The organism is Serratia sp. Ser99, assembly GCF_024519545.1.
In the GTDB taxonomy this organism is placed as follows: domain Bacteria; phylum Pseudomonadota; class Gammaproteobacteria; order Enterobacterales; family Enterobacteriaceae; genus Serratia; species Serratia liquefaciens.
In genome coordinates this window covers 83,777-106,843 of record NZ_JALJRT010000001.1, presented here as the reverse complement: position 1 = coordinate 106,843, position 23,067 = coordinate 83,777, and the positions used below count along the sequence as shown (strand labels likewise).

Annotated in this window: 22 protein-coding genes; 14 read left to right on the top strand and 8 right to left on the bottom strand. The window is 56.7% G+C overall.

Going from position 1 to position 23,067, the window contains the following annotated elements; all coding sequences use genetic code 11:
• Positions 1 to 28 precede the first annotated feature (28 nt).
• The 6 genes from NR114_RS00530 to NR114_RS00505 all read right to left on the bottom strand — a co-directional run bounded on the left by NR114_RS00530 (position 29) and on the right by NR114_RS00505 (position 7,090).
• Positions 29 to 760, bottom strand: coding sequence for a substrate-binding domain-containing protein (locus NR114_RS00530; protein WP_256813860.1), 732 nt, complete (start codon positions 758 to 760; stop codon positions 29 to 31).
• Positions 753 to 1,532 (bottom strand): ABC transporter ATP-binding protein, encoded by a 780-nt coding sequence (locus NR114_RS00525; RefSeq protein WP_046374199.1) that lies wholly within the window; start codon positions 1,530 to 1,532, stop codon positions 753 to 755. The genes NR114_RS00530 and NR114_RS00525 overlap by 8 nt, the downstream gene beginning before the upstream one ends.
• Positions 1,525 to 2,523, bottom strand: coding sequence for an iron ABC transporter permease (locus tag NR114_RS00520; RefSeq protein ID WP_256813859.1), 999 nt, complete (start codon positions 2,521 to 2,523; stop codon positions 1,525 to 1,527). The genes NR114_RS00525 and NR114_RS00520 overlap by 8 nt, the downstream gene beginning before the upstream one ends.
• The gene (locus NR114_RS00515) at positions 2,520 to 3,560 is read right to left on the bottom strand and encodes an ABC transporter substrate-binding protein (RefSeq protein ID WP_048761328.1); all 1,041 of its coding nucleotides are present in this window, start codon (positions 3,558 to 3,560) and stop codon (positions 2,520 to 2,522) included. The genes NR114_RS00520 and NR114_RS00515 overlap by 4 nt, the downstream gene beginning before the upstream one ends.
• Before the next feature lie 187 nt (positions 3,561 to 3,747).
• A complete protein-coding gene (bglX, locus tag NR114_RS00510; RefSeq protein WP_256813858.1) occupies positions 3,748 to 6,045 on the bottom strand; it encodes a beta-glucosidase BglX in 2,298 nt (765 codons plus the stop codon).
• A gap of 115 nt (positions 6,046 to 6,160) precedes the next feature.
• Positions 6,161 to 7,090 (bottom strand): LysR substrate-binding domain-containing protein, encoded by a 930-nt coding sequence (locus NR114_RS00505; RefSeq protein WP_116690957.1) that lies wholly within the window; start codon positions 7,088 to 7,090, stop codon positions 6,161 to 6,163.
• Between the two features lie 265 nt (positions 7,091 to 7,355).
• On the opposite strand from NR114_RS00505, the gene NR114_RS00500 reads away from it, so the two are divergent.
• Together NR114_RS00500 and NR114_RS00495 are read left to right on the top strand one after the other, a co-directional pair.
• Entirely contained in the window at positions 7,356 to 8,510 is a 1,155-nt protein-coding gene (locus tag NR114_RS00500) for a pyridoxal phosphate-dependent aminotransferase (RefSeq protein WP_116690958.1), read from the top strand.
• Between the two features lie 42 nt (positions 8,511 to 8,552).
• Entirely contained in the window at positions 8,553 to 9,332 is a 780-nt protein-coding gene (locus tag NR114_RS00495) for an ABC transporter substrate-binding protein (protein ID WP_020825784.1), read from the top strand.
• A 36-nt stretch (positions 9,333 to 9,368) separates the two neighbouring features.
• Here the strand turns inward: NR114_RS00495 and ddlA are convergent, their stop codons facing one another.
• On the bottom strand, positions 9,369 to 10,472 hold the full coding sequence (ddlA, locus tag NR114_RS00490; RefSeq protein WP_020825783.1) for a D-alanine--D-alanine ligase: 1,104 nt from the start codon (positions 10,470 to 10,472) through the stop codon (positions 9,369 to 9,371).
• A gap of 167 nt (positions 10,473 to 10,639) precedes the next feature.
• Here ddlA and NR114_RS00485 point away from each other — a divergent pair, with 167 nt between their 5' ends.
• From NR114_RS00485 to NR114_RS00460, 6 genes are all read left to right on the top strand, one after another.
• Positions 10,640 to 10,843, top strand: coding sequence for a ParD-like family protein (locus tag NR114_RS00485; RefSeq protein ID WP_020825782.1), 204 nt, complete (start codon positions 10,640 to 10,642; stop codon positions 10,841 to 10,843).
• Positions 10,840 to 11,634: a type I methionyl aminopeptidase gene (gene map, locus NR114_RS00480; RefSeq protein WP_149573468.1), complete on the top strand. Its 795-nt coding sequence runs from the start codon at positions 10,840 to 10,842 to the stop codon at positions 11,632 to 11,634. Before NR114_RS00485 ends, map begins: the two co-directional genes overlap by 4 nt.
• Before the next feature lie 119 nt (positions 11,635 to 11,753).
• Complete coding sequence (gene dld / locus NR114_RS00475; RefSeq protein ID WP_020825780.1) at positions 11,754 to 13,472, top strand: D-lactate dehydrogenase; 1,719 nt, start codon at positions 11,754 to 11,756, stop codon at positions 13,470 to 13,472.
• Between the two features lie 208 nt (positions 13,473 to 13,680).
• Positions 13,681 to 14,106, top strand: a complete 426-nt coding sequence (locus NR114_RS00470; protein WP_020825779.1) for a PAS domain-containing protein — start codon at positions 13,681 to 13,683, stop codon at positions 14,104 to 14,106.
• Positions 14,107 to 14,111: 5 nt separating this feature from the next.
• Positions 14,112 to 15,653, top strand: coding sequence for a sulfite reductase flavoprotein subunit alpha (locus NR114_RS00465; protein WP_234529426.1), 1,542 nt, complete (start codon positions 14,112 to 14,114; stop codon positions 15,651 to 15,653).
• Between the two features lie 342 nt (positions 15,654 to 15,995).
• Positions 15,996 to 16,847, top strand: coding sequence for a DMT family transporter (locus tag NR114_RS00460; protein WP_020825777.1), 852 nt, complete (start codon positions 15,996 to 15,998; stop codon positions 16,845 to 16,847).
• A gap of 53 nt (positions 16,848 to 16,900) precedes the next feature.
• On the opposite strand, the gene NR114_RS00455 is transcribed toward NR114_RS00460, so the two are convergent.
• Positions 16,901 to 17,491, bottom strand: coding sequence for a Yip1 family protein (locus NR114_RS00455; protein ID WP_020825776.1), 591 nt, complete (start codon positions 17,489 to 17,491; stop codon positions 16,901 to 16,903).
• A gap of 204 nt (positions 17,492 to 17,695) precedes the next feature.
• Between NR114_RS00455 and NR114_RS00450 the strand changes: the two genes are divergently transcribed.
• The 6 genes from NR114_RS00450 to NR114_RS00425 all read left to right on the top strand — a co-directional run bounded on the left by NR114_RS00450 (position 17,696) and on the right by NR114_RS00425 (position 22,835).
• Positions 17,696 to 18,166 carry an acyltransferase gene (locus NR114_RS00450; protein WP_122077695.1) on the top strand — a complete coding sequence of 157 codons (471 nt, stop codon included), beginning with the start codon at positions 17,696 to 17,698 and terminating at the stop codon, positions 18,164 to 18,166.
• Positions 18,163 to 18,705: a GNAT family N-acetyltransferase gene (locus NR114_RS00445; protein ID WP_046374208.1), complete on the top strand. Its 543-nt coding sequence runs from the start codon at positions 18,163 to 18,165 to the stop codon at positions 18,703 to 18,705. The genes NR114_RS00450 and NR114_RS00445 overlap by 4 nt, the downstream gene beginning before the upstream one ends.
• Before the next feature lie 103 nt (positions 18,706 to 18,808).
• A complete protein-coding gene (locus NR114_RS00440) occupies positions 18,809 to 19,645 on the top strand; it encodes a DUF1460 domain-containing protein (RefSeq protein ID WP_041414317.1) in 837 nt (278 codons plus the stop codon).
• Positions 19,646 to 19,835: 190 nt separating this feature from the next.
• Positions 19,836 to 20,648, top strand: coding sequence for a MetQ/NlpA family lipoprotein (locus NR114_RS00435; RefSeq protein WP_020825771.1), 813 nt, complete (start codon positions 19,836 to 19,838; stop codon positions 20,646 to 20,648).
• A gap of 346 nt (positions 20,649 to 20,994) precedes the next feature.
• A complete protein-coding gene (locus NR114_RS00430; RefSeq protein WP_104410908.1) occupies positions 20,995 to 21,609 on the top strand; it encodes a 2OG-Fe dioxygenase family protein in 615 nt (204 codons plus the stop codon).
• Positions 21,606 to 22,835, top strand: a complete 1,230-nt coding sequence (locus tag NR114_RS00425; RefSeq protein ID WP_176983700.1) for a cysteine desulfurase-like protein — start codon at positions 21,606 to 21,608, stop codon at positions 22,833 to 22,835. Before NR114_RS00430 ends, NR114_RS00425 begins: the two co-directional genes overlap by 4 nt.
• Positions 22,836 to 23,067: the final 232 nt, after the last annotated feature.

Genomic DNA, 23,067 nt, shown 5'->3' with positions numbered 1-23,067 from the left:
CCTCTTAACCTGCCAACTTAATAAGCCATTAGCTCACCAGGTTGGCAGGTAAAAACCCCTGTTCACGCAGTATCGCCTGCCCCTGTTCCGCCAGAATAAACTCGGCCAAGGGCTGTGCCCGTCCATCCAACAGACACAGACCATAGTCGGCCTCAATCGTCAGCGAAGGCGGTAACTGCCGCACCACCAGCTCGGGAAACCTTGCCAACGCCGCACCATAGCTGGCGTAACCGAGGAAGATATCCGCCTGCCCGCTGTTGAGCAGATACTCAGCCGCTGGCCGGTCCATCGGCAACGGCGCTGAATCTGGGCCGCCCACCAGAGCCAAAGCCCGTTGCCGCAGGGCTGTCCCCTGCCCCGGCGCCAGGGATTCAATACGTTCAAATAATTGCAGCGCATAGTCACCGGAAGGATCGGCACCCGGCGTTGAGGTCGCCACCCGCCAACGCGAGTCCAGCAGTACCTCCAACAACGGGCGTTCTGTTAGCCCGGCACTATTACGTACCGTCGCGCATAACCGATTACGGGCAAAAGTTTGCACCCGTGGCGATAAATGCAGATCGACCAATCGCTGCGGATGCGCCAGATTGGCCGAAGCGAAAACATGCGGCCGTTCACCGGCTTCAATGCGCTGACGCAGCAGGCCTGCGGGACCAAATACCGCATCTACAACCTCGCCGGTTTGTGCCTGAAACGCGGCCAGCAGCGGCCCAAATGCCACGCGCAGGCTACCGGCAGCAAACAGCAGAAGATTACTCATGATGACGCTCCCTTTGACTGCGATATAAAGGCACCAGCGTTTCAAACTGCCGCCCCTCAATCTGCAAAGCCACCCGCTCAATCGCCAAATCAAACAGTGGCGACAAGCACTCGGCCGTCAGCACCCTGGCACAGGGCCCGATTTGATGCTGTCCCTCGGCCCCCAGCAGCAAAGCGCGATCGGCCACCGCATGAGCATGATTGGGTTGATGGGTCGAAAACATCACCGCCATCTGTCGTTCCCGCGCCAGTGACGAGATCAGGCTCAGCACCCGATCCTGGTGATGAAGATCCAATGCCGAAGTGGGTTCATCCAGTATCAGCACCTCGCAGCTCATCGCCAATGCGCGGGCAATCAGCACCAGCTGCCGCTGTCCGCCCGATAAACTGCCAAATTCGCGGTCGGCAAAGCCCAACATATCCAGCGACTGCAGGGCTTCTTTCGCCAGCCGATGATCCTGCGCCGAAGGGGAGCGGAACAACCCCACATAACGCGCTCGCCCCATCAGCACGATATCCAGCACCCGATAGGCAAAAGGCGCCGTGAAATGCTGCGGCACAAAACCGATGCCGCCGGCACATTCAACCGCCCCCTGTTGCAGCGGCAGGGTGCCGAGCAACAGCTGCATCAGGGTACTTTTACCGCGCCCGTTGGGGCCCAGTACCGCCAAGACTTCGCCACGCGACAATTGCAGGCTCAGCGCGTTAAACAAAGGCGCTTGGCCGGGCCAACCAAAACTGAGATCTTTAACCGTCAGTAATGTCTCAGCCATGCCAACCTCTCAGTTGCGCACGGCGCAGCAGCAACGCAAACAGCGGTGCGCCAATCAATGCCGTTAAAATACCCAGCGGAATTTCACTGCTGCTCAGCGTGCGTGCCAAATCGTCGATCAACACCATATACAACGCCCCCAAACACAGAGAAGCCGGTAACAGACGACGATGATCGGGGCCGACCAGCAGCCGGGCAACGTGCGGAATAACCAACCCAACCCAGCCAATGCTGCCGCTGACCGCCACCTGTGCAGCGACAATCGCGGCGCACAACGTCAGGATCAGCCAGCGGGTGCGCTCGACGTTAATGCCCAGTGCAGCGGCGTCCTCATCCCCCATCGACAGCAAATTGATGCGCCAGCGCAATGCCAATAACAGCCCGCCAGCCAACAACAACGGCAGGAAAAGCATCAACAGTTTATTGTCGTCGGCGGTGGCGAAGCTGCCCAGCAGCCAGAACACGATGCTCGGCAGTTTCTCTTCGGTATCGGCCAGGTATTGCAACAGGCTGACGCAGGCGGAGAAAAAGCCGCTGAGGATCACCCCAGCCAGCACCAACGACAAAATATTGCGCCGGGCGATGGCGCTGGTAATGGCAAAAATCAGCAGCAACGCCGCCATGCCGAATACAAATGCAGACAGCAACAGCGCGGCCATCGGCAGGCTGAGTAAAATTGCCAGCGTGCCGCCAAAGGCCGCACCGGAAGAGACGCCGATGATATGCGGATCCACCAGCGGATTACGAAAGCCCCCCTGCAGCGCGGCGCCACACAGGGCCAGAGAGGCGCCGGCCCCCATCGCCAATAACACTCTGGGTACGCGAACCCCCAGAATCACCTGGCGTTGAACCGCATCAATAGCGCCGTTCGGGCCGGTCAACGGCTCCAGCAGGATCATCAAACTGTGAGCTGCCGATACCGGGTAACGGCCAATCCCCAACGACAGCAGCGCGCAAAGCAACGTCAGCAGGAGCAGCCAGCCAAGCCTCATTGCTCGCTCTGGCAACAGCTGCTGCGATAATACTGCCGGTAATAGGCATCCACCCGCTGCTGCAAATTGACGTCGCTAAAACGCTGCGGATACAGCTTTTTCGCCATCCAGAGTTCACCCAGCGCCAACGCTTCCGGCATCGGGTAACCCCAGGCCTTGGCGTATTCCGGCATCAGATAGACGCGTTTATTTTTTACCGCGTCAATCCCCTGCCACTGCGGCGAACTGAGGATTTGCTGCACCACCTCGGGATAACGCTCCTGTACGAAAATCACCGCCGGGTTCCACTTCAGCACGTCTTCAATCGATACCTGCTTAAAACCCTGAATGTCCTTCGCCGCCACGTTTAGCGCACCGGCGTGCTGCATCATCAGTCCGGTGTATTTGCCCGATCCATAAGTGGTTAAATCCGGATTGGCCATATACACCCGAACCCGTTGGTCCGCAGGCAGGTCTCGCAGCCGGTCGGCCACCAGCGTTCTCTGCTGAAAAACGTCCTGGATCATCGCCTCTGCCTGCGGCTGGTGCCCCATTACCGTGCCGATCAGGCGGATACCGTCCTGCAGGCCAAGGTTATAGGCCTGATCTTCATCATTGAGTACCGGGTTCATTTTCCCGGCCTGATCCGCCGCCTCACGGCGCAACGAAATAGCCACCACCGGAATACCGGCCCGTTCAATCTGGGCAATCATTTCCGGCGGTGCATAGTTGGCGACAAACACTACCTGCGGGTGCAGGCTGAGCAGGCTTTCGATGTTCACCGAGGTGAGATCGCCCGGCATCGGCATTTTTGCCAACCCAGGAGCCAGTCGCAGATAATTCGGCCCCAGCTGTTTCTTCCAGCTACTGAGCACACCCACCACCTGCGGTAGCGCATCGAGCTGCACCAGCAGGTTCAGCGTCTGGTGTTGCAGCACCACCGCGCGAGTAATGGTATCGGGCAATGTGACCTGTCTGTTGAGTTGGTCGGTGACCTGGCGATCCGCCTGCGCGGCGGAAGAGAAAAGAATAAAAATCAGCAACAAGCGTTTGAACATGGGTGATTCCGGTGAGTTATCGTTATATATAAAATCATATAGCGATAGCTGTGGCGAAACAATCAGCGGGATCAAAACAACGGGATTTTCCGTGCGAAAGCAGAACGGTTATGCGTTGAAGAGCTTGGGATCTCAAAAGCAACGCAAACCCTCTCCCACCGCGATGAGAGAGGGTCAGAGAGGGTGATTACTTCAACGTAAAGCTCTGTGCCTGTACGTTGTCAGAGTCCAGGCCGACAAACACGTTAAACTTGCCCGGTTCCGCGCCCCATTTCAGGCTGGCGTTGTAGAACTTGAGATCGTCTTCAGTGATCGGCAGCTCGACGGTCTGCGCCTGGCCCGCTTTCAGCATCACTTTTTTAAAGTTGCGCAGCTCTTTCACCGGGCGGCTGACCGAGGCGGTCACGTCCTGCAGGTACAGCTGCACAACGGTGGCACCATCATATTTGCCGGTATTCTTCAGCGTGACGCTGGCGGTGATCTTGCCGTTGCGCGCCATTGTCGGGCTGGAAAGTTTCAGGTCCGACAGGCTGAAGCTGGTGTAGCTCAGGCCATAACCGAAGGGATACAGCGGACCGTTTGCCGAGTCAAAGTAGCGCGAGGTGTATTTGCCCGGGTTTTCCTTGCCGAACGGACGGCCGGTGTTCAGGTGGTTGTAATACATCGGGATCTGACCGACCGAACGCGGGAAGGTCATCGGTAACTTGCCCGACGGGTTGTAATCGCCAAACAGCACGTCGGCAACCGCATTACCGCCTTCGGTACCGCTGTACCAGGTTTCCAGCATCGCATCCGCCTGCTGGCTTTCCCAACTCAGCGCCAGCGGTCGGCCGTTCATCAGTACCAATACCAAAGGCTTGCCGGTGGCTTTCAGCGCCGCGATCAGGTCGCGCTGGCTTTGCGGGATAGTAATATCGGCGCGGCTGGACGCTTCATGCGCCATACCCTGCGATTCCCCGACCACCGCCACCACCACGTCGGCTTTCTTCGCCGCCTGTACCGCTTCGTCAATCATCTGCTGCGGTGGACGGGTGTCAAACGCCACCGCCGGCTCATACTCGTTCAGGTAGTCGATAATGCTCTTGTCCTGAGTGACGTTGGCCCCCTTGGCATAGAGGATTTTCGCCTTGTCGCCCACCGCACGTTCCAGCCCTTCGCGGAGGGTCACCGACTGTTTGATTACCCCGGCCGCTGACCAGCTGCCCATCACGTCACGCTGGCTGTCGGCCATCGGCCCGACCAGCGCAATGGTCGCCTGTTTGCTTAACGGCAATGTCTGCCGGTCGTTCTTCAACAGCACCATAGTCTTACGCGCGATCACGCGCGCTTCGGCACGGTGCAGGCGGCTTTCGGCATTGGTGTCCTGCGGGTCGGAACCTGCCGGGCCAAGATGGGTGTAAGGGTCTTTAAACAGGCCCATATCATATTTGGTGTTCAACACGTCGCGACAGGCACGGTCAATGTCGCTTTCCGACACCAGCCCGTCTTTCACCAGCCCCGGCAGGTATTGGTCGTAATATTCGTCGCTCATGCTCATGTCGACGCCAGAGGTGATCGCCAGTCGTACTGCATCACGCGCGTCCGCTGCCACACCGTGTTTTATCAGCTCTTTGATCGCACCGTGGTCGCTGATAGTGATGCCCTTGAAGCCCCACTGATCGCGCAGCAGGTCCTTCAGCAGCCATGGGTTAGCAGTGGCCGGAATGCCGTTCACCGAATTGAGCGACACCATGACGCCACCGCTGCCGGCTTCCACCGCCGCTTTATAGGGCGGCAGATAGTCCTGATACATCCGCAATGGGCTCATATCGACGGTGTTGTAGTCGCGGCCGCCTTCAGTAGCGCCGTACAGCGCGAAGTGCTTCACGCTGGCCATGATTGAGCCGGGCTTGGACGGGTCACCGTTTTGGTAGGCGTCCACCATCACCTTGGCGATTTTGGATACCAGCCAGGTGTCTTCACCGAAGCCTTCAGAGACCCGGCCCCAACGCGGATCGCGGGTGATGTCGACCATCGGCGAGAAGGTCATGTTCAGGCCGTCGTCGCTGGCTTCCTGCGCCGACACTCGACCGCTGAGTGCGATGGCTTCCAGATCAAAGCTGGCCGCCAACCCGAGGCTGATTGGGAACACGGTACGTTGGCCGTGCACCACGTCATAGGCAAAGAACAGCGGGATTTTCAGGCGGCTGAGCTGCATCGCCTGATCCTGCATAACGCGGATATCCGGTCGGGTGACGGTGTTGAAGATCGCGCCAATCTGCCCCTTGCTGATGCCGTCGCGGATCGCCTCTTTCGGGTTATCCGGGCCGACGCTGATTAACCGCAGCTGGCCGATTTTTTCTTCCAGCGTCATCTGCTTCATCAGGTTGGAAACAAAGGCATCGCGCTGCTGGGCATTAACGCCTTGCGTTACGGCGTTTTCCTGTGCAAAAACCGGGCTGATGGCCAGACCGGACAACATACTCACCACACAAAGCCATTTCATATTTTTTATCTCAGGCATGCTCCCGTCGCAGACCGCGGCGGAGATGATTAATCGATGTGAAAAGGCAGTGTGCCATACTCCTTTTCACCGCAGAAATACTTTGTAATGTTAAAGGTTACAAGCTATTAGCGCGGGCCGGGCGATAGTTTTTCAGCCGGGTGCGGCTTTGCGCCGCCTCATCGCCCAGGAAATCCACCAGCGTAGTTAATGCCGGCGATTGCACTGCTCGTTCAGGATAGACCAGATAGTAAGCCGCACCGCTGACCACGCTGAGTGGGAACGGCGTAACGATACGCTGCGCCTGAATGTCTTCCTCCAGCAAACATAAATCACCGATGGCGATGCCAAAACCCTGCAGTGCCGCACTCATCGCCAGATCGAGCGTATCGAAATGCTGCGCCTTACCGGAAGGCAGCGTTTCCTGCCCCGCCGCCTTTAGCCACAGCAGCCAGTCGCGGCGATCGCGCGTGGGATGTAACAGCGTTTTCTCCGCCAGATCGGCCGGCGTCGGCGGGCGGGATAAATCGGGCAGGTAAGTCGGCGTGCAGACCGGCGTGAGAATTTCATCGAACAGATGATGCACCGTCAGTTTTTTGCCCTGCGGCTGGCCGAACACCACCGCGGCATCGAAGTGTTCCGCAGCGAAATCCAGCCCGTGCGATACCGAAGCGGTCAGCTCAATATGCATTTCCGGTCGCTCGTTTTGAAGCCGGATAATACGCGGCAGCACCCAGCGCATGGCACAGGTCGGGCACTTGATCCGCAAGGTCCCCGGCTGCGCCCCGATTCGGCTCAGCGCCTCATCCAACTGTCCCAGGGCTTGCTGCACCGGGGCCAACAGCATGGCTCCCTGCGGTGTCAACGTCAGGCCACGCGCGCGACGGCTAAACAACGGATAACCCAGATGCTGTTCCAGCCCCAGTATTTGCCGGCTGACCGCGCCCTGCGTCAGGTGCAGGCTCTGGGCGGCGTGAGTGAAATTAAGACGCTGGGCCACCACCAAAAAGGTTTTCAATACGTCGAGCGACGGCAGTGATGACGACATGGCGAGTTCCTTGATATCCCCTGAAATTCCAAGGATTCCCCCAAATAATTGGAACGACATCAAGGCGGCCAGTGAACGCAACCCGATGAGCTGACATGAGTCAGTGATTCGGGTAAGTAAGCGCAGCCAACGCCGAGATCGTTTCAAGAATGAAGGAGAATCAGTCATGATCTGAGTGCATGGCAAGTATGACAAACTTTCCCTTGTTGGCCTACCGTCATTGATGCTTAATCAAGCGATATCCCCCTATTCCCTGGAGCCACTCATGCAGAGCGCATGCGCACAACGCTCGAAGTTGCCGGACGTCGGCACCACTATTTTTACCGTTATCGGCCAGCTCAGCGCCGAACACCAGGCCCTGAATCTGTCGCAGGGCGCGCCAAACTTCGCCTGTGAACCGCAATTGGTTGAGGCAGTGTCGCAAGCCATGCGTACAGGACATAACCAGTACGCGCCGATGAGCGGCGTGGCAGCATTGCGTATCGCGCTGGCGGATAAAGTTGAACGTTTATATGGCGCACGCTATGACGCTGACGAAGAAATCACGGTCATTGCCAGCGCCAGCGAAGGGTTGTATTCCGCCATCAGCGCACTGGTGCACCCTGGCGATGAGGTGATCTATTTTGAACCGGCGTTCGACAGCTATGCGCCGATCGTGCGTCTGCAGGGCGCCACTCCGGTGGCGATTAAACTGTCGCTGGAAGATCTGCATATTGACTGGGATGAGGTCGCTGCGGCCATCAACAGCAAAACGCGGATGATCATCGTCAACAGCCCGCACAACCCAACGGGCAGCGTATTCGGTGAACATGATATCGAACGGCTGACCGCCCTGACTCGCAATACCGACATCGTCATTCTGTCCGACGAAGTTTACGAACACGTGGTGTTCGACGGCGATATTCATCACAGCATGGCACGCCACCCGCAGCTGGCCGAACGCAGCGTGATCGTTTCGTCGTTTGGCAAAACCTATCACGTCACCGGCTGGCGCGTCGGTTACTGCATGGCACCGGCGGCGCTGATGGACGAGATCCGCAAGGTACACCAGTTTATGGTGTTTTCCGCCGATACCCCGATGCAGTATGCCTTCGCCGAAGCCTTGGCTAACCCGCAAAGTTATTTAGGGCTGGCGGCTTTCTACCAGCAGAAACGCGACCTGCTGGCGAACGCCCTGCAAGATTCGCGCTTTGAATTACTGCCCAGCCGTGGCAGTTTCTTTATGCTGGCCCGCTTTAGCGGTTTCAGCAGCGAAAGCGACAACGATTTTGCGGTGCGTCTGATCCGCGAAGCCAAAGTCGCCACTATCCCGCTGTCGGCGTTCTACAGCGACGGCACCAATACCGGCATTATTCGACTGAGTTTTTCAAAAGATAACCAGACCCTGCTGGAGGGCGCACGCCGTCTGTGTCAGGTGTAATGCATTCACTTTTGCTTTGACCATGGGAAAAGGGCTCTGAATATGAAATCACTGAAAACGTTGATCGCCGCAGGCTGCCTGCTGGCCGCCGGTTCCACGCTGGCGGCGGAAAACACCTTGCGTTTTGGCCTGGAAGCGCTGTACCCACCGTTTGAATCCAAATCTGCCAGCGGTCAGCTCGTCGGTTTTGATATCGATCTGGGCAATGCCGTTTGCGCCGCCGCCCAGTTGAAATGCAGCTGGGTTGAAACCTCTTTCGACAGCCTGATCCCGGCGCTGAAGGCGCGCAAGTTTGACGCCATCAACTCGGCGATGAACGTCACCGATCAGCGTCGCCAGGCCATCGACTTCACCGATTCAATCTATCAGGTACCGAACCGCCTGATCGCCAAGGCCGACAGCGGCCTGTTGCCGAACGCCACCTCGCTGGCAGGCAAACACGTCGGCGTGCTGCAAGGCTCGATTCAGGAGACTTATGCCAAGGCTCACTGGGCGCCGCAGGGCGTGGACGTGGTGTCTTATCAGGATCAGAACCAGGCCTATCTGGACCTGACCGCCGGGCGTCTCGACGCCACGCTGGTGATGGCCCCGTCGGGACAAAGCGGCTTCCTGGCGCACCCGGACGGTAAGGGCTTTGCCTTCGTCGGCGATGCGGTCAGCGACGACAAAATCCTTGGCGAGGGCATTGCTTTCGGCCTGCGTAAAGGCGATGAGGCGCTGAAGAAAAAACTGAATGAGGCGATCGTCAAAGTGAAGCAGCAAGGCACGGTGAGCGAGCTGGCGAAGAAATATTTTGGCGATATTGACGTAACGGTGAAGTAAAAATCAGGGGCGAAAATCGCTTCGCCCCTGACTGTTTTAGCGATCGAATACCGAACTGTTCAACGCACGATCCTGCTGATGGCGCTCCAGCGCCAGCTCAATCAGACGGGTAATCAGTTGGCTGTAGCTGATGCCGCTGGCGGCCCACAGTTTGGGATACATGCTGATATTGGTGAAGCCCGGCAGCGTGTTGATCTCGTTGATCACCACGTTGTTGTCTGGCGTCAGGAACACGTCCACGCGCGCCAAACCGAAACATTCCAGCGCCCGGAAGGCTTTCAGCGCCACCTCACGGATTTTGTCGCTCACCTCCGGCGTAATCGCCGCCGGTACCACGACCTGAGCACCCTGCTCGTTGATGTATTTGGTGTCGTACGAATAGAAGGCGTCGCTCAGCACGATTTCGCCACACAGGCTGGCCTGCGGATCATCATTGCCCAGCACCGCACACTCGATTTCGCGGCCGACAATCGCCGACTCCACCAGCACCTTGTGATCGAAACTGAACGCCAGCGCCACTGCGGCCTCATAGCCGGCGCGATCCTGCACCTTGCTGACGCCCACCGAAGACCCCTGGTTAGCCGGTTTAACAAACAGCGGCAGCCCCAGGCGTTCGCTGAGCTGTTCAAACGTGAATTTGGCGCGGTTGCTGCGCGTCAGGGTTACAAAGGGCGCGACCGCCAGCCCGGCATCACGCAGCAGGCGTTTGGTGACGTCTTTGTCCATGCTGACCGCAGACCCCAGCACGCCAGCGCCGACGAACGGCAAATTCGCCATCCGCAGTAGCCCCTGCAATGAACCGTCTTCCCCCAGCGTGCCGTGCACTATCGGGAACACCACGTCGAGCTGGCCCAGCGCACCGGCGCTGCCTGACTCGATCAACTGCTGTTTTTCCTGACCGGGGATCAGCGCTACATTTTTATTTGAGCGGTTCAACGCAATCAGCGCCGGGTTTTCCGCATTCAGCAGGTAGTTGGACGCATCGTTGATGTGCCAATGCCCCTGCTTGTCTATCCCCAGCAATGTGACGTCAAACTTCTCTTTGTCTATGGCATCCACAATGTTTTTTGCCGACTGCAGTGAAACCTCATGCTCCGCCGATTTACCGCCGAAGATCACCCCAACACGTAATTTGGTCACGCCCTAATCCTTCTGAAAAATCATGGCAAAAAAGTCGTTTATCACAATAAACGCATTGCCCCGTGGCAGCAATCGTTGCAACCCGGAAAATGACCACCCCACGGAATGCCAAATTGCGACCATCCAAAACGTATACACTTCGTATATTACTCACTGAGGAGCAGCCTATGGGCATTGTGAAAATTTCAGACGCGCTGCATGACGATCTGCGCCTCGCCAGCCTGACGATGACGCGTTCGATCAACGCGCAGGCGGAATACTGGATCAAGATTGGCATGCTGGCGGAGTTCCATCCGGAACTGACCTACCCCCAACTGGTAAAAAAAATGATGAAAGATAACGCGATGACGTTAAAGGAGATTGTCGGGTGAAACAGATTGTGATCAAAACACCGGAAGAGATTGTCAAAATGCGTCACTCTGGCGCGCTGCTGGCAAAGGTGTTTGCTATGCTCGATGAGGTGATAGTCGAAGGTATCTCCACGATGGAGATTAACGACCGCGCCGAAGCCTTTATCGTTGATGAGCTGAAATCGCGCCCGTCTACAAAAGGACAGTACGGTTTTCCCTATGTGCTCAATACCTCGATTGACGAAGTGATCTGTCACGGCGTTCCGTCGGTCAGCAAAATACTGCGCTCCGGCATGATCGTTAACGTCGACATTACGCTGGAACACGACGGTTATATTGCCGACTCCAGTAAAATGTACTGCATTGGGCAGATCACGCCGCTGGCCAAACGGCTGGTGAATAACGTGTATGAGTCGATGTGGCAAGGCATCCGCGTGGTGAAACCGGGCGCGACGCTGGGGGATATCGGCCATGCAATTCAACAGCATGCAGAACAGGCCGGATACAGCATCGTGCGGGAGTACTGCGGCCACGGTATCGGCCGCGAGATGCACGAAGAGCCGGCGGTAATGCACTTTGGCAAACCGGGTACCGGAATGGTGCTGCAGGAAGGCATGGTGTTTACCATCGAGCCGATGATCAATCAGGGCGACCACCGCATCAAGCAAAAGAAAGACGGTTGGACAGTGGTTACGCGCGACAAAAAGCTGTCTGCCCAGTGGGAGCACACCGTGGCGGTCACCGCCGACGGCGTGGAAATCCTGACGCTGCGCGACGAAGAGCGCCAGGCTGGTTACAAAGAACGATGCTAAGTTATTAAGCCATTAAGCCACCAAGTTAATGACTTACTAAATTAATCACCTCATGGATTTCACCGGGCAATCGACAAGGCTGCCCGGTGGAAAACGACGGGGACGACAGGGAGATCGGCATGACGCAGTCCACCAGCGCCACCAACCAGGCGTTTCTCAGTAAGCTCAAAAGCATCGTCGGTGGCCCGCAGCTGCTGACCGGTGAACGCAGCACCGAACGTTACCGCAAGGGCTTCCGCTCCGGCGAGGGCCAGGCGCTGGCGGTGGTGTTCCCGACACGCCTGCTGCAGTTGTGGCAGTTGCTTGAGGCCTGCGTCGCCGCCGATAAAATCGTCATCATGCAGGCGGCGAACACCGGTCTGACCGAAGGTTCAACGCCCAGCGGCAACGACTATGACCGTGATATCGTCATTATCAGCACCCTGCGGCTCAACCATGTGCAGGTGCTGGACAATGGCAAACAGGTGGTCGGCTTCCCCGGCAGTACGCTCAACCAGTTGGAAAAATTGCTCAAGCCTTATGGCCGCGAACCGCATTCGGTAATTGGCTCGTCCTGCATCGGCGCTTCGGTGATCGGCGGCGTGTGCAACAACTCCGGCGGTTCACTGGTCAAACGCGGCCCTGCCTATACCGAGATGGCGCTGTATGCCCAACTGGGTGAAGACGGTCAGTTGCGTCTGGTTAACCATCTGGGCATTAACCTCGGGGACACGCCGGAAGAGATCCTTACCCGCCTGGAGAAAGGCGACTACCGGCCGGAAGATGTCGAGCACGGCGAACTGCGTGCCTCCGACAATGAATACGCCAGCCGCGTACGCGACGTTGATGCCGATACGCCCTCCCGTTTTAACGCCGACAAGCGCCGCCTGTACGAAGCCTCCGGCTGCGCAGGCAAGTTGGCGGTATTTGCCGTGCGGCTGGATACCTTCGAGAAAGAAGGCAAAGAGCAGGTGTTTTACATCGGGACCAACGACACCGCCGTACTGACCGAACTGCGCCGCCACATGCTGAGCAAGTTTGACAACCTGCCGGTTGCCGGCGAATACATGCATCGGGATATTTTTGATATCGCCGAAGTGTACGGCAAAGACACCTTTATGATGATCGATAAGCTCGGCACCGATCAGATGCCGACCTTCTTCACTCTGAAAGGCCGCATGGACGCCAGCCTCAACAAGCTGCCGTTGCTGCCGCATAACCTGACCGACCGCCTGATGCAGGGCCTGAGCCATCTGGCGCCCAGCCACCTGCCTAAACGCATGAAAGAGTATCGCGAGCGCTTTGAACACCACCTGCTGCTGAAAATGGCCGGGCCGGGCGTCGAAGAGGCGCAGCAGTACCTGAGCCAATACTTTGCTCAGGCCAACGGGGCGTTCTTCGTCTGCACCCCGGATGAAGGCAAGAAAGCTTTCCTGCACCGCTTTGCCGCCGCCGGTGCCGCGGTGCGTTACCATGCGGTGCACGCCGACAAGGTCGAGGATATTTTGGCGCTGGATATCGCGCTGCGCCGCAACGACACCGACTGGTTCGAAACCCTGCCGCCGGAAATCGACAGCCAACTGGTGCACAAGCTGTATTACGGCCACTTTATGTGTCACGTCTTCCATCAGGATTATGTGGTGAAAAAAGGCGTCGACAGCCATGCGCTCAAGGAAAAGATGTTGGAGATCCTCAACCAACGCGGCGCGGAGTACCCGGCGGAACATAACGTCGGCCATCTGTACACCGCCAAGCCGGATCTGCAGGCGTTCTACCGCAGCGCCGATCCCACCAACAGCTTTAATCCCGGTTTGGGCAAAACCAGCAAGCGGAAGCACTGGGCCGGTAACGGTCAATAACCTTCTTCCCTCCGGCTCGCCGCTGTACGGGCGAGCCCTCCTTCAAGATGCTTCCCTCTTTTGCAATCTTAAAGATGCATTTTTATTGCAACTTTAAAGTCTGCTGATTATTATGCGGTGTAAATAAGAATCAATAACAAATTTGTCATGACGGATACGTGACATCTGCCGTGACGTTCACCGCAAAATTAATGAGAAGGAACCTACCATGAGCCAGACCCTCGATTCCGCCCAACTGCTGTCTGCACTGGACAAAGTGATGGTGATCTCCACCACCGACCTGCAAGGCACCATCACCTATGTCAACGACCTGTTTTGCCAGCTCACCGGCTTTACCCGGGAAGAACTGGTCGGGCAACCCCACAACATCGTGCGTCACCCTTCCGTCCCCAAGGCCATCTACAAAGAGATGTGGGATACCATTAAAGCCGGAAATATCTGGACCGGCATCATTCCCAACGTTGGCAAGGGTGGCGTGCTGTATGTGGTCGACACCACCGTGCAACCGCTCTATGACGCTCAGGGCAAAATCGAGGCCTACATCAGTATCCGCCGTGTGATCAACGATCTAATGACCGATTTCGACTCCGTCGAATTCTCCAAAGAACAGTTCGACAACCACTACGATAAGTAAGAAACATGGCCGATATCATCGAACGTATCCTGATTGGCTACGGTTCGGAATCGGGCAAAGCCCAGGCGCTGGCTACGCGCTTGGGCGAGTTACCTTTTCTGCACCCTTACGCCCCCACCCTATTGACCCTCAACGAAATTTCACCGGCAAACCTGGGGAAAGGCGACCTATTGCTTATCGTATCCAGTTCGTTTGGTGACGGGGAGCCGCCCGCCAACGCCGAGCTTTTTTTCGACGTTCTGACACACACGCCAAACCTCGCGCACCTGCGCTACGCCATTTTCGGCTTGGGCGACACGGCGTACCCGCGTTTTTGCGGTTTCACGCAATGGCTTGACGCCGGGTTGTCCGAACGCGGCGCGCAGGCCATCGTCAACCGCGTTGATGCCGACGTAAACTTCGAGAGCTTTTTCACCACCTGGTCAGCCGTAGTGGAACAGGTGATTGCGGGGGATTGGCAGGCCGGTCGCGATCTGCATCTGCGCGTCACCGCCTATGGCGAGGACAATGCTTTTGCCGCCGGCCTGCTGGAGCGCCGTTCGCTCAGTGCCCGCGCGCCGCATGCCTGGCATCTTCGTCTGGATATCAGCGGCAGCGGCATCGCCTACCGGGCAGGCGATACGCTCTACCTGTTGCCGGAAAACGACGAGGATTTACTGCTTCGTCTGTCAGCCTGGTTCGACCGGCCGGAGGCCGCAGAGGCGCTGCGCCGCCGGGAACTGCGCCAAATAAGCAAAGCGACATTGCGCGAACTGGCGCAGCTTGCCGGCAGCGAAGACCTTAAGGAGATGCTGAAAATCCGCCAGCGCAAAGCGCTGGAAGCCTACCTGTACGGCGCCGATCTGCTGGACGTGCTGCAAGAGTTTTGCACGCCGCAGTCGGTCACTTTGGATGATCTGCTAACGCTGCTCCCTGCCTGCTTACCGCGCGCCTATTCGATCGCTTCGGCTTCGCGAGAAGACAGCCTGGATTTGTGCGTTCGCGAGGTTCGCTACGAGCGTAATGGGCGCACCCGAAACGGCACGGCCACCGGCTGGTTGCTCGATAACCCAGGCCCCTTCCGTGTCTTCTGCCGCGCCAATCCCAACTTCTACCTGCCGCCCGATCCGCAAACTCCCGTGCTGTTCATCGGCACCGGTACCGGTATCGCCCCGTTGATAGGCTTGCTGCGTGAAATGGCGATCGACGGCGGACAGCGAGAAACCGCCTTAATCTTCGGCGAAAAACGCCGCGACGAAGACTTCCTATACCGCGAAGAGCTTGAGTCACTGTGCAAGAATGGCGTACTGAATCGGCTCATTACCGCGTTTTCCCGCGATGGTGCCGCCAAATACTACGTGCAGCACGCGATCGAAGAACATGCCGATTACGTGAGGGAGCTGTTGCTTAAGGGGGCACACCTCTACCTGTGCGGCAACCGACAGTATCTTGAAACCGCCGTCGCGCAGGCGCTGGAAAAGGCCTGTGCTCCAGGGGCCGAAACCGCGACGGACAGCCTGTGGCAAAGGCTGACGCAACAAGGGCGTCTGCATCTGGAGCTGTACTGAGAACGGTTGCGGAGTGCGCCGTTTTTAGGTTGCGCCCTCCGCCAAACTTGACTATCTTGAAGAGGTTAATCACTCCCTGTATTCAGGAATATCCATGACAGAGTTTGCGCACGCTACCGATCCAGAAAACACGCCGCTTGCGGCCGTCGTTCTGCTGTGCGCATCCTCAGCCCCACCCGCCGTTTTCTCTGTCGTTACCGCGGTAGCCGCTTACCCACCACACGCCGTGGTTGTGCGTTAAGCCAAACCGAATTCCTCACCTCCAGCTTTCCTTGCTTTGCGCTCAGGCGTAGAACGCCGCGCGTGCTGGAGCTTGTTATTTTCACGACAGGTGAAAACAAAATGCGATTGATTTCTCACTGGGCCAACGTCGGCTTGGCTACGCTATTCGTTCTGCTCTGGAGCAGCGGCGCAATTTTCTCGCGCTGGGGGTTGGAGCATGCTTCCGCCTTCGCTTTTCTCTTCTTTCGTTGCGCCATCGCACTGGCGCTGCTGTTGGCTATCGGCCTGTGGCAACGGCAGTGCTTGCCGGCTCCGGGCACCCGTCTTCGGGTGGCGCTGATCGGTCTGCTGATGATCGGCAGCTATCAGATTTGTTATTTGCTGGCGCTGGAACAGGGCATTACCCCCGGCGTATTGGCGACGCTGCTCGGCGTTCAGCCGATACTCACCCAGTTCATTACCGAACGCCGCTGCTCAGGGTTGCGCGGCTTGGGCCTGCTGCTGGCGATGGCCGGACTGACGCTGGTGGTGTATCAAAGCCTGATGATTGCCCACTTCTCACTGGTCGGTATGCTGTGCGCCTTTATCGCGCTGGGCTGCATAACCGCCGGGACTTTGCTGCAAAAAGGGCTTAGCCAACCGCCGCTGGCGGTATTGCCGCTGCAGTATGCAGTTGGGCTGCTGATGTGTTCGCTGGTGCTGCCGTTTGAACCGCTGCGGGTCGATTGGAGCCTGGCATTTGTTCTGCCGCTGCTGTGGATGGCGGTGGTGATTTCGGTGTTGGCCACCTTCCTGCTGTACCGGCTGATCCAGCGCGGCAATCTGGTGCAGGTCACCAGCCTGTTTTATCTGATCCCGGCGGTAACCGCCCTGCTGGACTATCTGCTGCTCGGTCACGCGCTGGCGGCCATCAGCATGCTGGGCATGGCAGCCATTCTGCTCGGGGTGATGCTGGTGTTTCGCCAACCTTAAATAGCAAAAGCCCCTCACGCCAGGCCGGCGTGAGGGGCTAACACTCAATCACTTCAGAACAACCAGGAACCATACCCCCACAGCAGCACCGTAACCCCAAGCAATAACTCAAGCAGCAGGATGCCGATGGCAAAGGTAGAGCTGGAGAAAATAAAGCCTTCTTTACTGTCGATATTCAGGAAGTGAGGTATGCCCAGGTTCAGCAAATAGCCTGAATAACACAGGCCAATCACGCCGACAAACAGACACAACCACACGACGGGATATAACGCCACGATGCCGCTGAGGAACATCGGGGTGGCGACATAACCGGCGAACACCATGCAACGATGCAAGCTGGGACGAACCTCATAACGGCGCGCCATCCAGTGGATCACTTTCCCCATGATAGCTACGCCTGCCAGCATCAGCAGGTAAAACGCGACCGCCGTATAGGAAGCCGTAAACATATCGAGCCGGATAGCGTGCCCTTCGCCGGAAAGCCAGCCCAGTTGGGTGGTACCGATAAACGCGCAGATCACCGGGATCAACGCCAGCAACAGCACGTGGTGGGTGTAAAGGTGCGAGACGCTTTCGTTCTCGCTTTTAATGTGTTCGAACTCGGTGCTTGGATGCGCCAGAAGTCCCCAAACATGATTAACCATGAGACACCTCCTCCATCGCCGTAGGTCGCGATCGGCGAACGAATTTACCCCTCTGACGGATTGCTAACCGTACGAGGATTGCGGCCACGGGGCTCTCTCCCCTGTACTAATTATAGTCTTTCGCTGAAAAAACGTTCAGAAAGCGCAAACGCGGCGGCAGTTTGTTTTATAATTCCCGCCTGCTTATCCGCCGTGAGGAATGCCATGTCATCCGCCATCAAGATTCGCCAGGTCGGCATCGTCGATGTCGACGCCGGGCAAAATGTCACCGTCGTAGAGCCCTGTAATCTGTACGGCTGCCGACTCGGTGACGGGGTGTTCGTCGGCCCCTTTGTCGAAATCCAAAAAAACGTCAGCATTGGCGCCCGCAGTAAAATCCAGTCTCACAGCTTTATCTGCGAATATGTCACCATCGGCGAGGACTGTTTTATCGGCCACAACGTGACCTTCGCCAACGATCTGTTCAAAGATGGCGCCCCCAATGCCGATCCGGCAAGCTGGGGCCGCACGCGGATTGGCGACGACGTCTCCATCGGGTCCGGCGCCACGGTACTGGCGGTGGAAATCTGCAGCGGAGTGGTGATCGGCGCCGGTGCGGTGGTCACCAAAAACATCACCCGCAAGGGGATTTACGCCGGCAATCCAGCCCGCCTGCTAAGGGAACTGACCCCATGAGCGAAGCGATTCAAATTACCCCGGTGACCCAGTTGCCCGACGGATACTTGACCGGCTGCGACTTCAGCTTTCAGATTGCCCACTACGCCCAGCCGATTTTCAACGCGCCGATTGACAGCTGGCCGCTGCTGCCGGTGACGCCGTTTCGCAAGCACTACCCGCTGGCACCGTTCGTCAATGATGAAAGCGAAACCTTTCTGGCGCGTCATCGCGGGGAGGCGGTTGGCCATATCACGCTGAGCAATAACTGGAATGGCTATGCGCTCATCGAGGAGATTGTCGTCAGTGCTCATGTGCGCCGACTCGGCGTCGCCACCGCGCTGCTGGAGAGCGCACGACTCTGGGCGCAACGTCACGAAACCGCCGGGCTGATGCTGGAAACGCAAAACACCAATTTGCCTGCCTGCCGCTGCTACCAGCGCTTTGGGTTTATCCTCGGCGGCATCGATCATCTGCTGTACCGTGCTCAACCTGATATTCCCGATCACGAAATTGCCCTGTTCTGGTATCTGCCGTTTAACAGCGAAATCGGGTATTAAGCGATCGCCGAACGTTGAGGCTATGTTTAAACATTAACCATCCTGGCCATGGTGAGAACTGTTATCATTTCTACGATCACAAGCCGAACCATTGGAGGGTAAAATGTACAGGGTAGTTTCAATGATATTGGCTATTGCGCTTAGCGGTTGTGCAGATAAAATTCCGGTCGGGCAAACACCTGAACCCATCACTACCCCACCTGCAGATCTCAAGGCCAGCATGGACAACGACACGTTAAACAAACTCAATGAGCTTCTCGCCCTGCGCGCCAAGGCAACGCCCGAGCAACGGCAGGATAACGGCCGCATGATCGACCTGCTGTCACGACCTTTCCTCGGTACGCCCTACGTCGCCAACCGGCTGATTGGCTCGCAGACTACGCCGGAAGAACTGGTGATCGACTTCCGCGGTCTGGATTGCTTCACCTACATCGATTATGTCGATGCGCTGCGCCAGGCCAACAGCCAGGCTGACTTTGTACAGCGGCTGATTCAAATCCGCTATGCCAATGGCGATATCAGCTTCCTGAAGCGTAAACACTTCTTCACCGACTGGTCGCATCAGGCCAAAACCAACGTAACGGACGTTACAGCCACGCTCAGCCCGCATGCCGTGACGCTGGTGAAAAACCTCAATCAAAAATCAGACGGCAGCAGCTATCTGCCAGGGCTGAAAAACGTTCGACGCAGCATTACCTACCTGCCCAGCGAGGCGATTGACGACAAGGTTCTTGCCCGGTTGCACACCGGTGATTACATCGGTATTTATACCAACCTGGCCGGTCTGGACGTCACCCATACCGGTATCTATATCATGACCGAAAACGGCCCAGTATTGCGCAACGCCTCGTCGCGTAAAGAGAATATGCAGGTGGTGGACTCGCCGTTTATGGAGTACGTCCAGGCTACGCCAGGCATCGTGGTGCTGCGCGCCAAATAACATTCCCCTCCCCCTTCAGGCTTTGCGCTTGCCGCTAACGGCGTAGCGTCTTGCAAGAAGGGGGATTTAAAACTTCCCGTTATGAGCTATAAGCGTTTGTGCTGAGCAAGCGTTTGACTTCCCCGCAGGTTCAGGCTTAGCTAGCAGCACAAAACCAACTGATTTCATTGTTTTTTTCAGGGAGCACTCGATGACCAAAAGCTGGCGTTATACCCCTCTGCTGGCGGCGTTTGCCGCGGTGCTGGCACTGCAGGGCTGTGAACAGAAAACCGATCAGAATCACATCAAGGTAGGGGTCATCAACGGCGCGGAACAGGACGTAGCGGAAGTCGCCAAGCAGGTGGCGAAAGAGAAGTACGGCCTGGATGTTGAACTGGTCGGTTTCAGCGGTTCATTGCTGCCCAATGACGCCACCGACAAAGGTGAACTGGATGCCAACGTTTTCCAACACCGGCCATTCCTCGAACAACAGAATAAAGATCACGGCTACAAACTGGTGGCGGTAGGCAATACCTTTGTGTTCCCGATGGCCGGCTATTCGAAAAAAATCAAATCGCTGAAAGAGCTGCAGGACGGCGCGGTTATCGCTATTCCGCTGGATCCCACCAACCTCGGCCGTGCGCTGCTGCTGCTGGAAAAAACTGGCCTGATTAAGCTGAAACCGGGCAAGGGGCTATTGCCGACCTCACTGGATATCAGCGCCAACCCGCATAACTACAAGATTATGGAGCTGGAAGGCGCACAGCTGCCGCAGCTGCTGGATGATCCGAAAGTCACCGTGGCAATCATCAGCACCACCTACATTAATCAAACTGGCCTGACGCCAACCAAAGACGGCATTTTCATCGAAGACAAGGATTCGCCGTACACCAACATCATCGTGACGCGTGAAGACAACAAGGACGCGCCGAACGTACAAAACTTCATCAAAGCCTACGAGTCGGATGAAGTTGCCAAAGCCGCCGAAAAGATCTTTAACGGCGGTGCGGTCAAAGGCTGGTAAAACAGCGCTCTACTTGCGAGCACCTGTGCAGGTGCTCGCACTTTTAATCTCTCCCCAGGTTCAGTCCCCCGACCATCGCCGCGCTCGGTCCGGCAGCCAGCCAAAACCATTCCGCAGCTCATTACAGCCCCGATCGCCAGCCTCACCGCACCGGGTAACCATCGGCCGCACAACCCCCAACATTCTCTGCGTTCATCCCCGTTTACAGCCACGTTTGCGGAGCGACGGCCAAAAATTGCTTTGGCAAAAGTGTCGACTACAATTCAATCGAAATACCTCCCTACAAAGTCATCATTCAATAATATTAGAGGTGATTATGTTACAGAAACACGAAAACGTAATAAGTATGACTACGCTTAGCCGTCAGGCCACTCAACAATTAACGCCGTCGTTTTCTGCATTGCCCCATACGCAACACGCTGACGGAAAATACCGCTTACGGCGCTATTCGGTAGTCAAACATCTCAATGGCCATGTGGTAGAGGTTGGCCAACGCAATTTCGTGCAGTCCGATGAGATCAATCACTTCCAGGGCAACGTGGTACGCCATTTTGAACCCATTGATAGCGACGTGTTGCAAAGCGCCGGCATGGATGAAATGTGTAATCTATTCGCGGAAAGTAATGATTTACCCGAAGGCGCGGAGATAGAAATTCACCAGATGCGCGTGGTCGCCATTCATAATGAAACGCAGGTCGCGCCGGAAGGGATCCATCAGGATGGTTTTGATCATATCGCGATGATTGCTATTCATCGGCAGAATATTGTCGGCGGCGAAATCATGTTATACGCCGATAATCACCAGCCTCCCTTCTTTAAAAAAGCGCTGGCGGACGGCGAAGCCGTTTTACTGGCGGACAGCAAGTTATGGCATAACGCCACGCCGATCAGCGCCATTGTCCCGGAAGAAGAAGGACACCTGGATATCTTTGTCCTGACGGCCCGCGGAGAAAAAGCATGACTTTTACGCCCGAACTCGCCCGAGCCCAGTTTAGCGCGCTGACCCAGCATTATAACGATCAACCGGTGATCTTCTTCGATGGCCCTGGTGGGTCTCAGGTTTCACGAGGCGTACTGGAAAAAATGACGGACTACCTGGGGAAATATAACGCCAATCTGGGCGGGCACTATTTTTCCAGCCACGTGACCGGAGAAGTGATGAATAATGCCAGGGAGTCGGTGCGCGCCTTATTAAACGCGCCGACGCCCGATAACATCATTTTTGGCATGAATATGACCTCGCTGACATTCCATCTCAGCCGAATCATTAGCCGTCACTGGCAGGCCGGCGATGAGATTATCGTCACCGAATTGGATCACTACGCCAATGTCTCCAGTTGGCAACAGGCGGCAAACGATAAACAAGTCACCGTGCATCAAATCCCCCTGCAACAAGCAGACTGTTCTTTGGATGTTGCCCGACTGTGCGAACAGATCACCGCTAAAACCCGTCTGGTGGCGGTGACCTACGCGTCCAACGTTACCGGCAGCATCGTCGATATTAAAACCATCACCGAAGCCGCTCACCGGGTCGGCGCTCAGGTTTATGTCGATGCCGTGCACTATGCCCCACACAATCTGATCGATGTGCAGGCATTGGGATGTGATTTTTTAGTGTGCTCCGCCTATAAATTCTTTGGTCCGCACATCGGCATGGCCTATATCGCGCCGCAGTGGTTACAGCGGCTACAACCCTATAAAGTAGAACCGGCTACCGACGTGGGGCCAGGACGTTTTGAGACGGGTACTCAGAGTTTTGAAGGGCTGGCAGGAGTCACGGCAGCCGTTGACTACCTGGCGCAATGGGGAACGCCCGGCGCGTCCTTAAGGCAGCGTTTGCAGGAAAGTTTTGCCGACTACCATCGCCATGAAGAGAACCTGTGCCGTTATTTTTTGCAGCGCTTACAGCAAATAGACGATGTACAACTGTACGGTTCCGCTCAGGCGGATTGCCAACGCCGCACGCCCACCTTTGCACTGACCTTTAAGCGACATGCCCCCGAACAGGTTGCGCGCCGATTAGGCCGACACAATATCTGCGTCGGCAGCGGGCACTTCTATGCGCAAGGCTTAATCCAACGGCTGAACCTGCAAGACAGCGGCGGCGTATTGCGCATTGGAATGATGCATTACAACACCCTGCAGGAAATCGACACGCTGTTTGAGCTGCTCGTTAGCGAAAGGTAGCAGCACATAGATCCACAAAGCCCAGCCCCCTGGCTGGGCTCATACGGCTGACACCCCTGCATATGGGTTAAGTCGGTAGGGGTCGAACATGTTCGACCCGATTTAATCTGTTGATTATGTAATAGGGCGCAGCATGCAGTGCCCCCACTACGAAACAACAGAGCACTTCGCCAATGTTCCCTAAGGCAAACGCCCTCCTCCGTTGCCAAAAATATCCTTAACTCCGCTATTG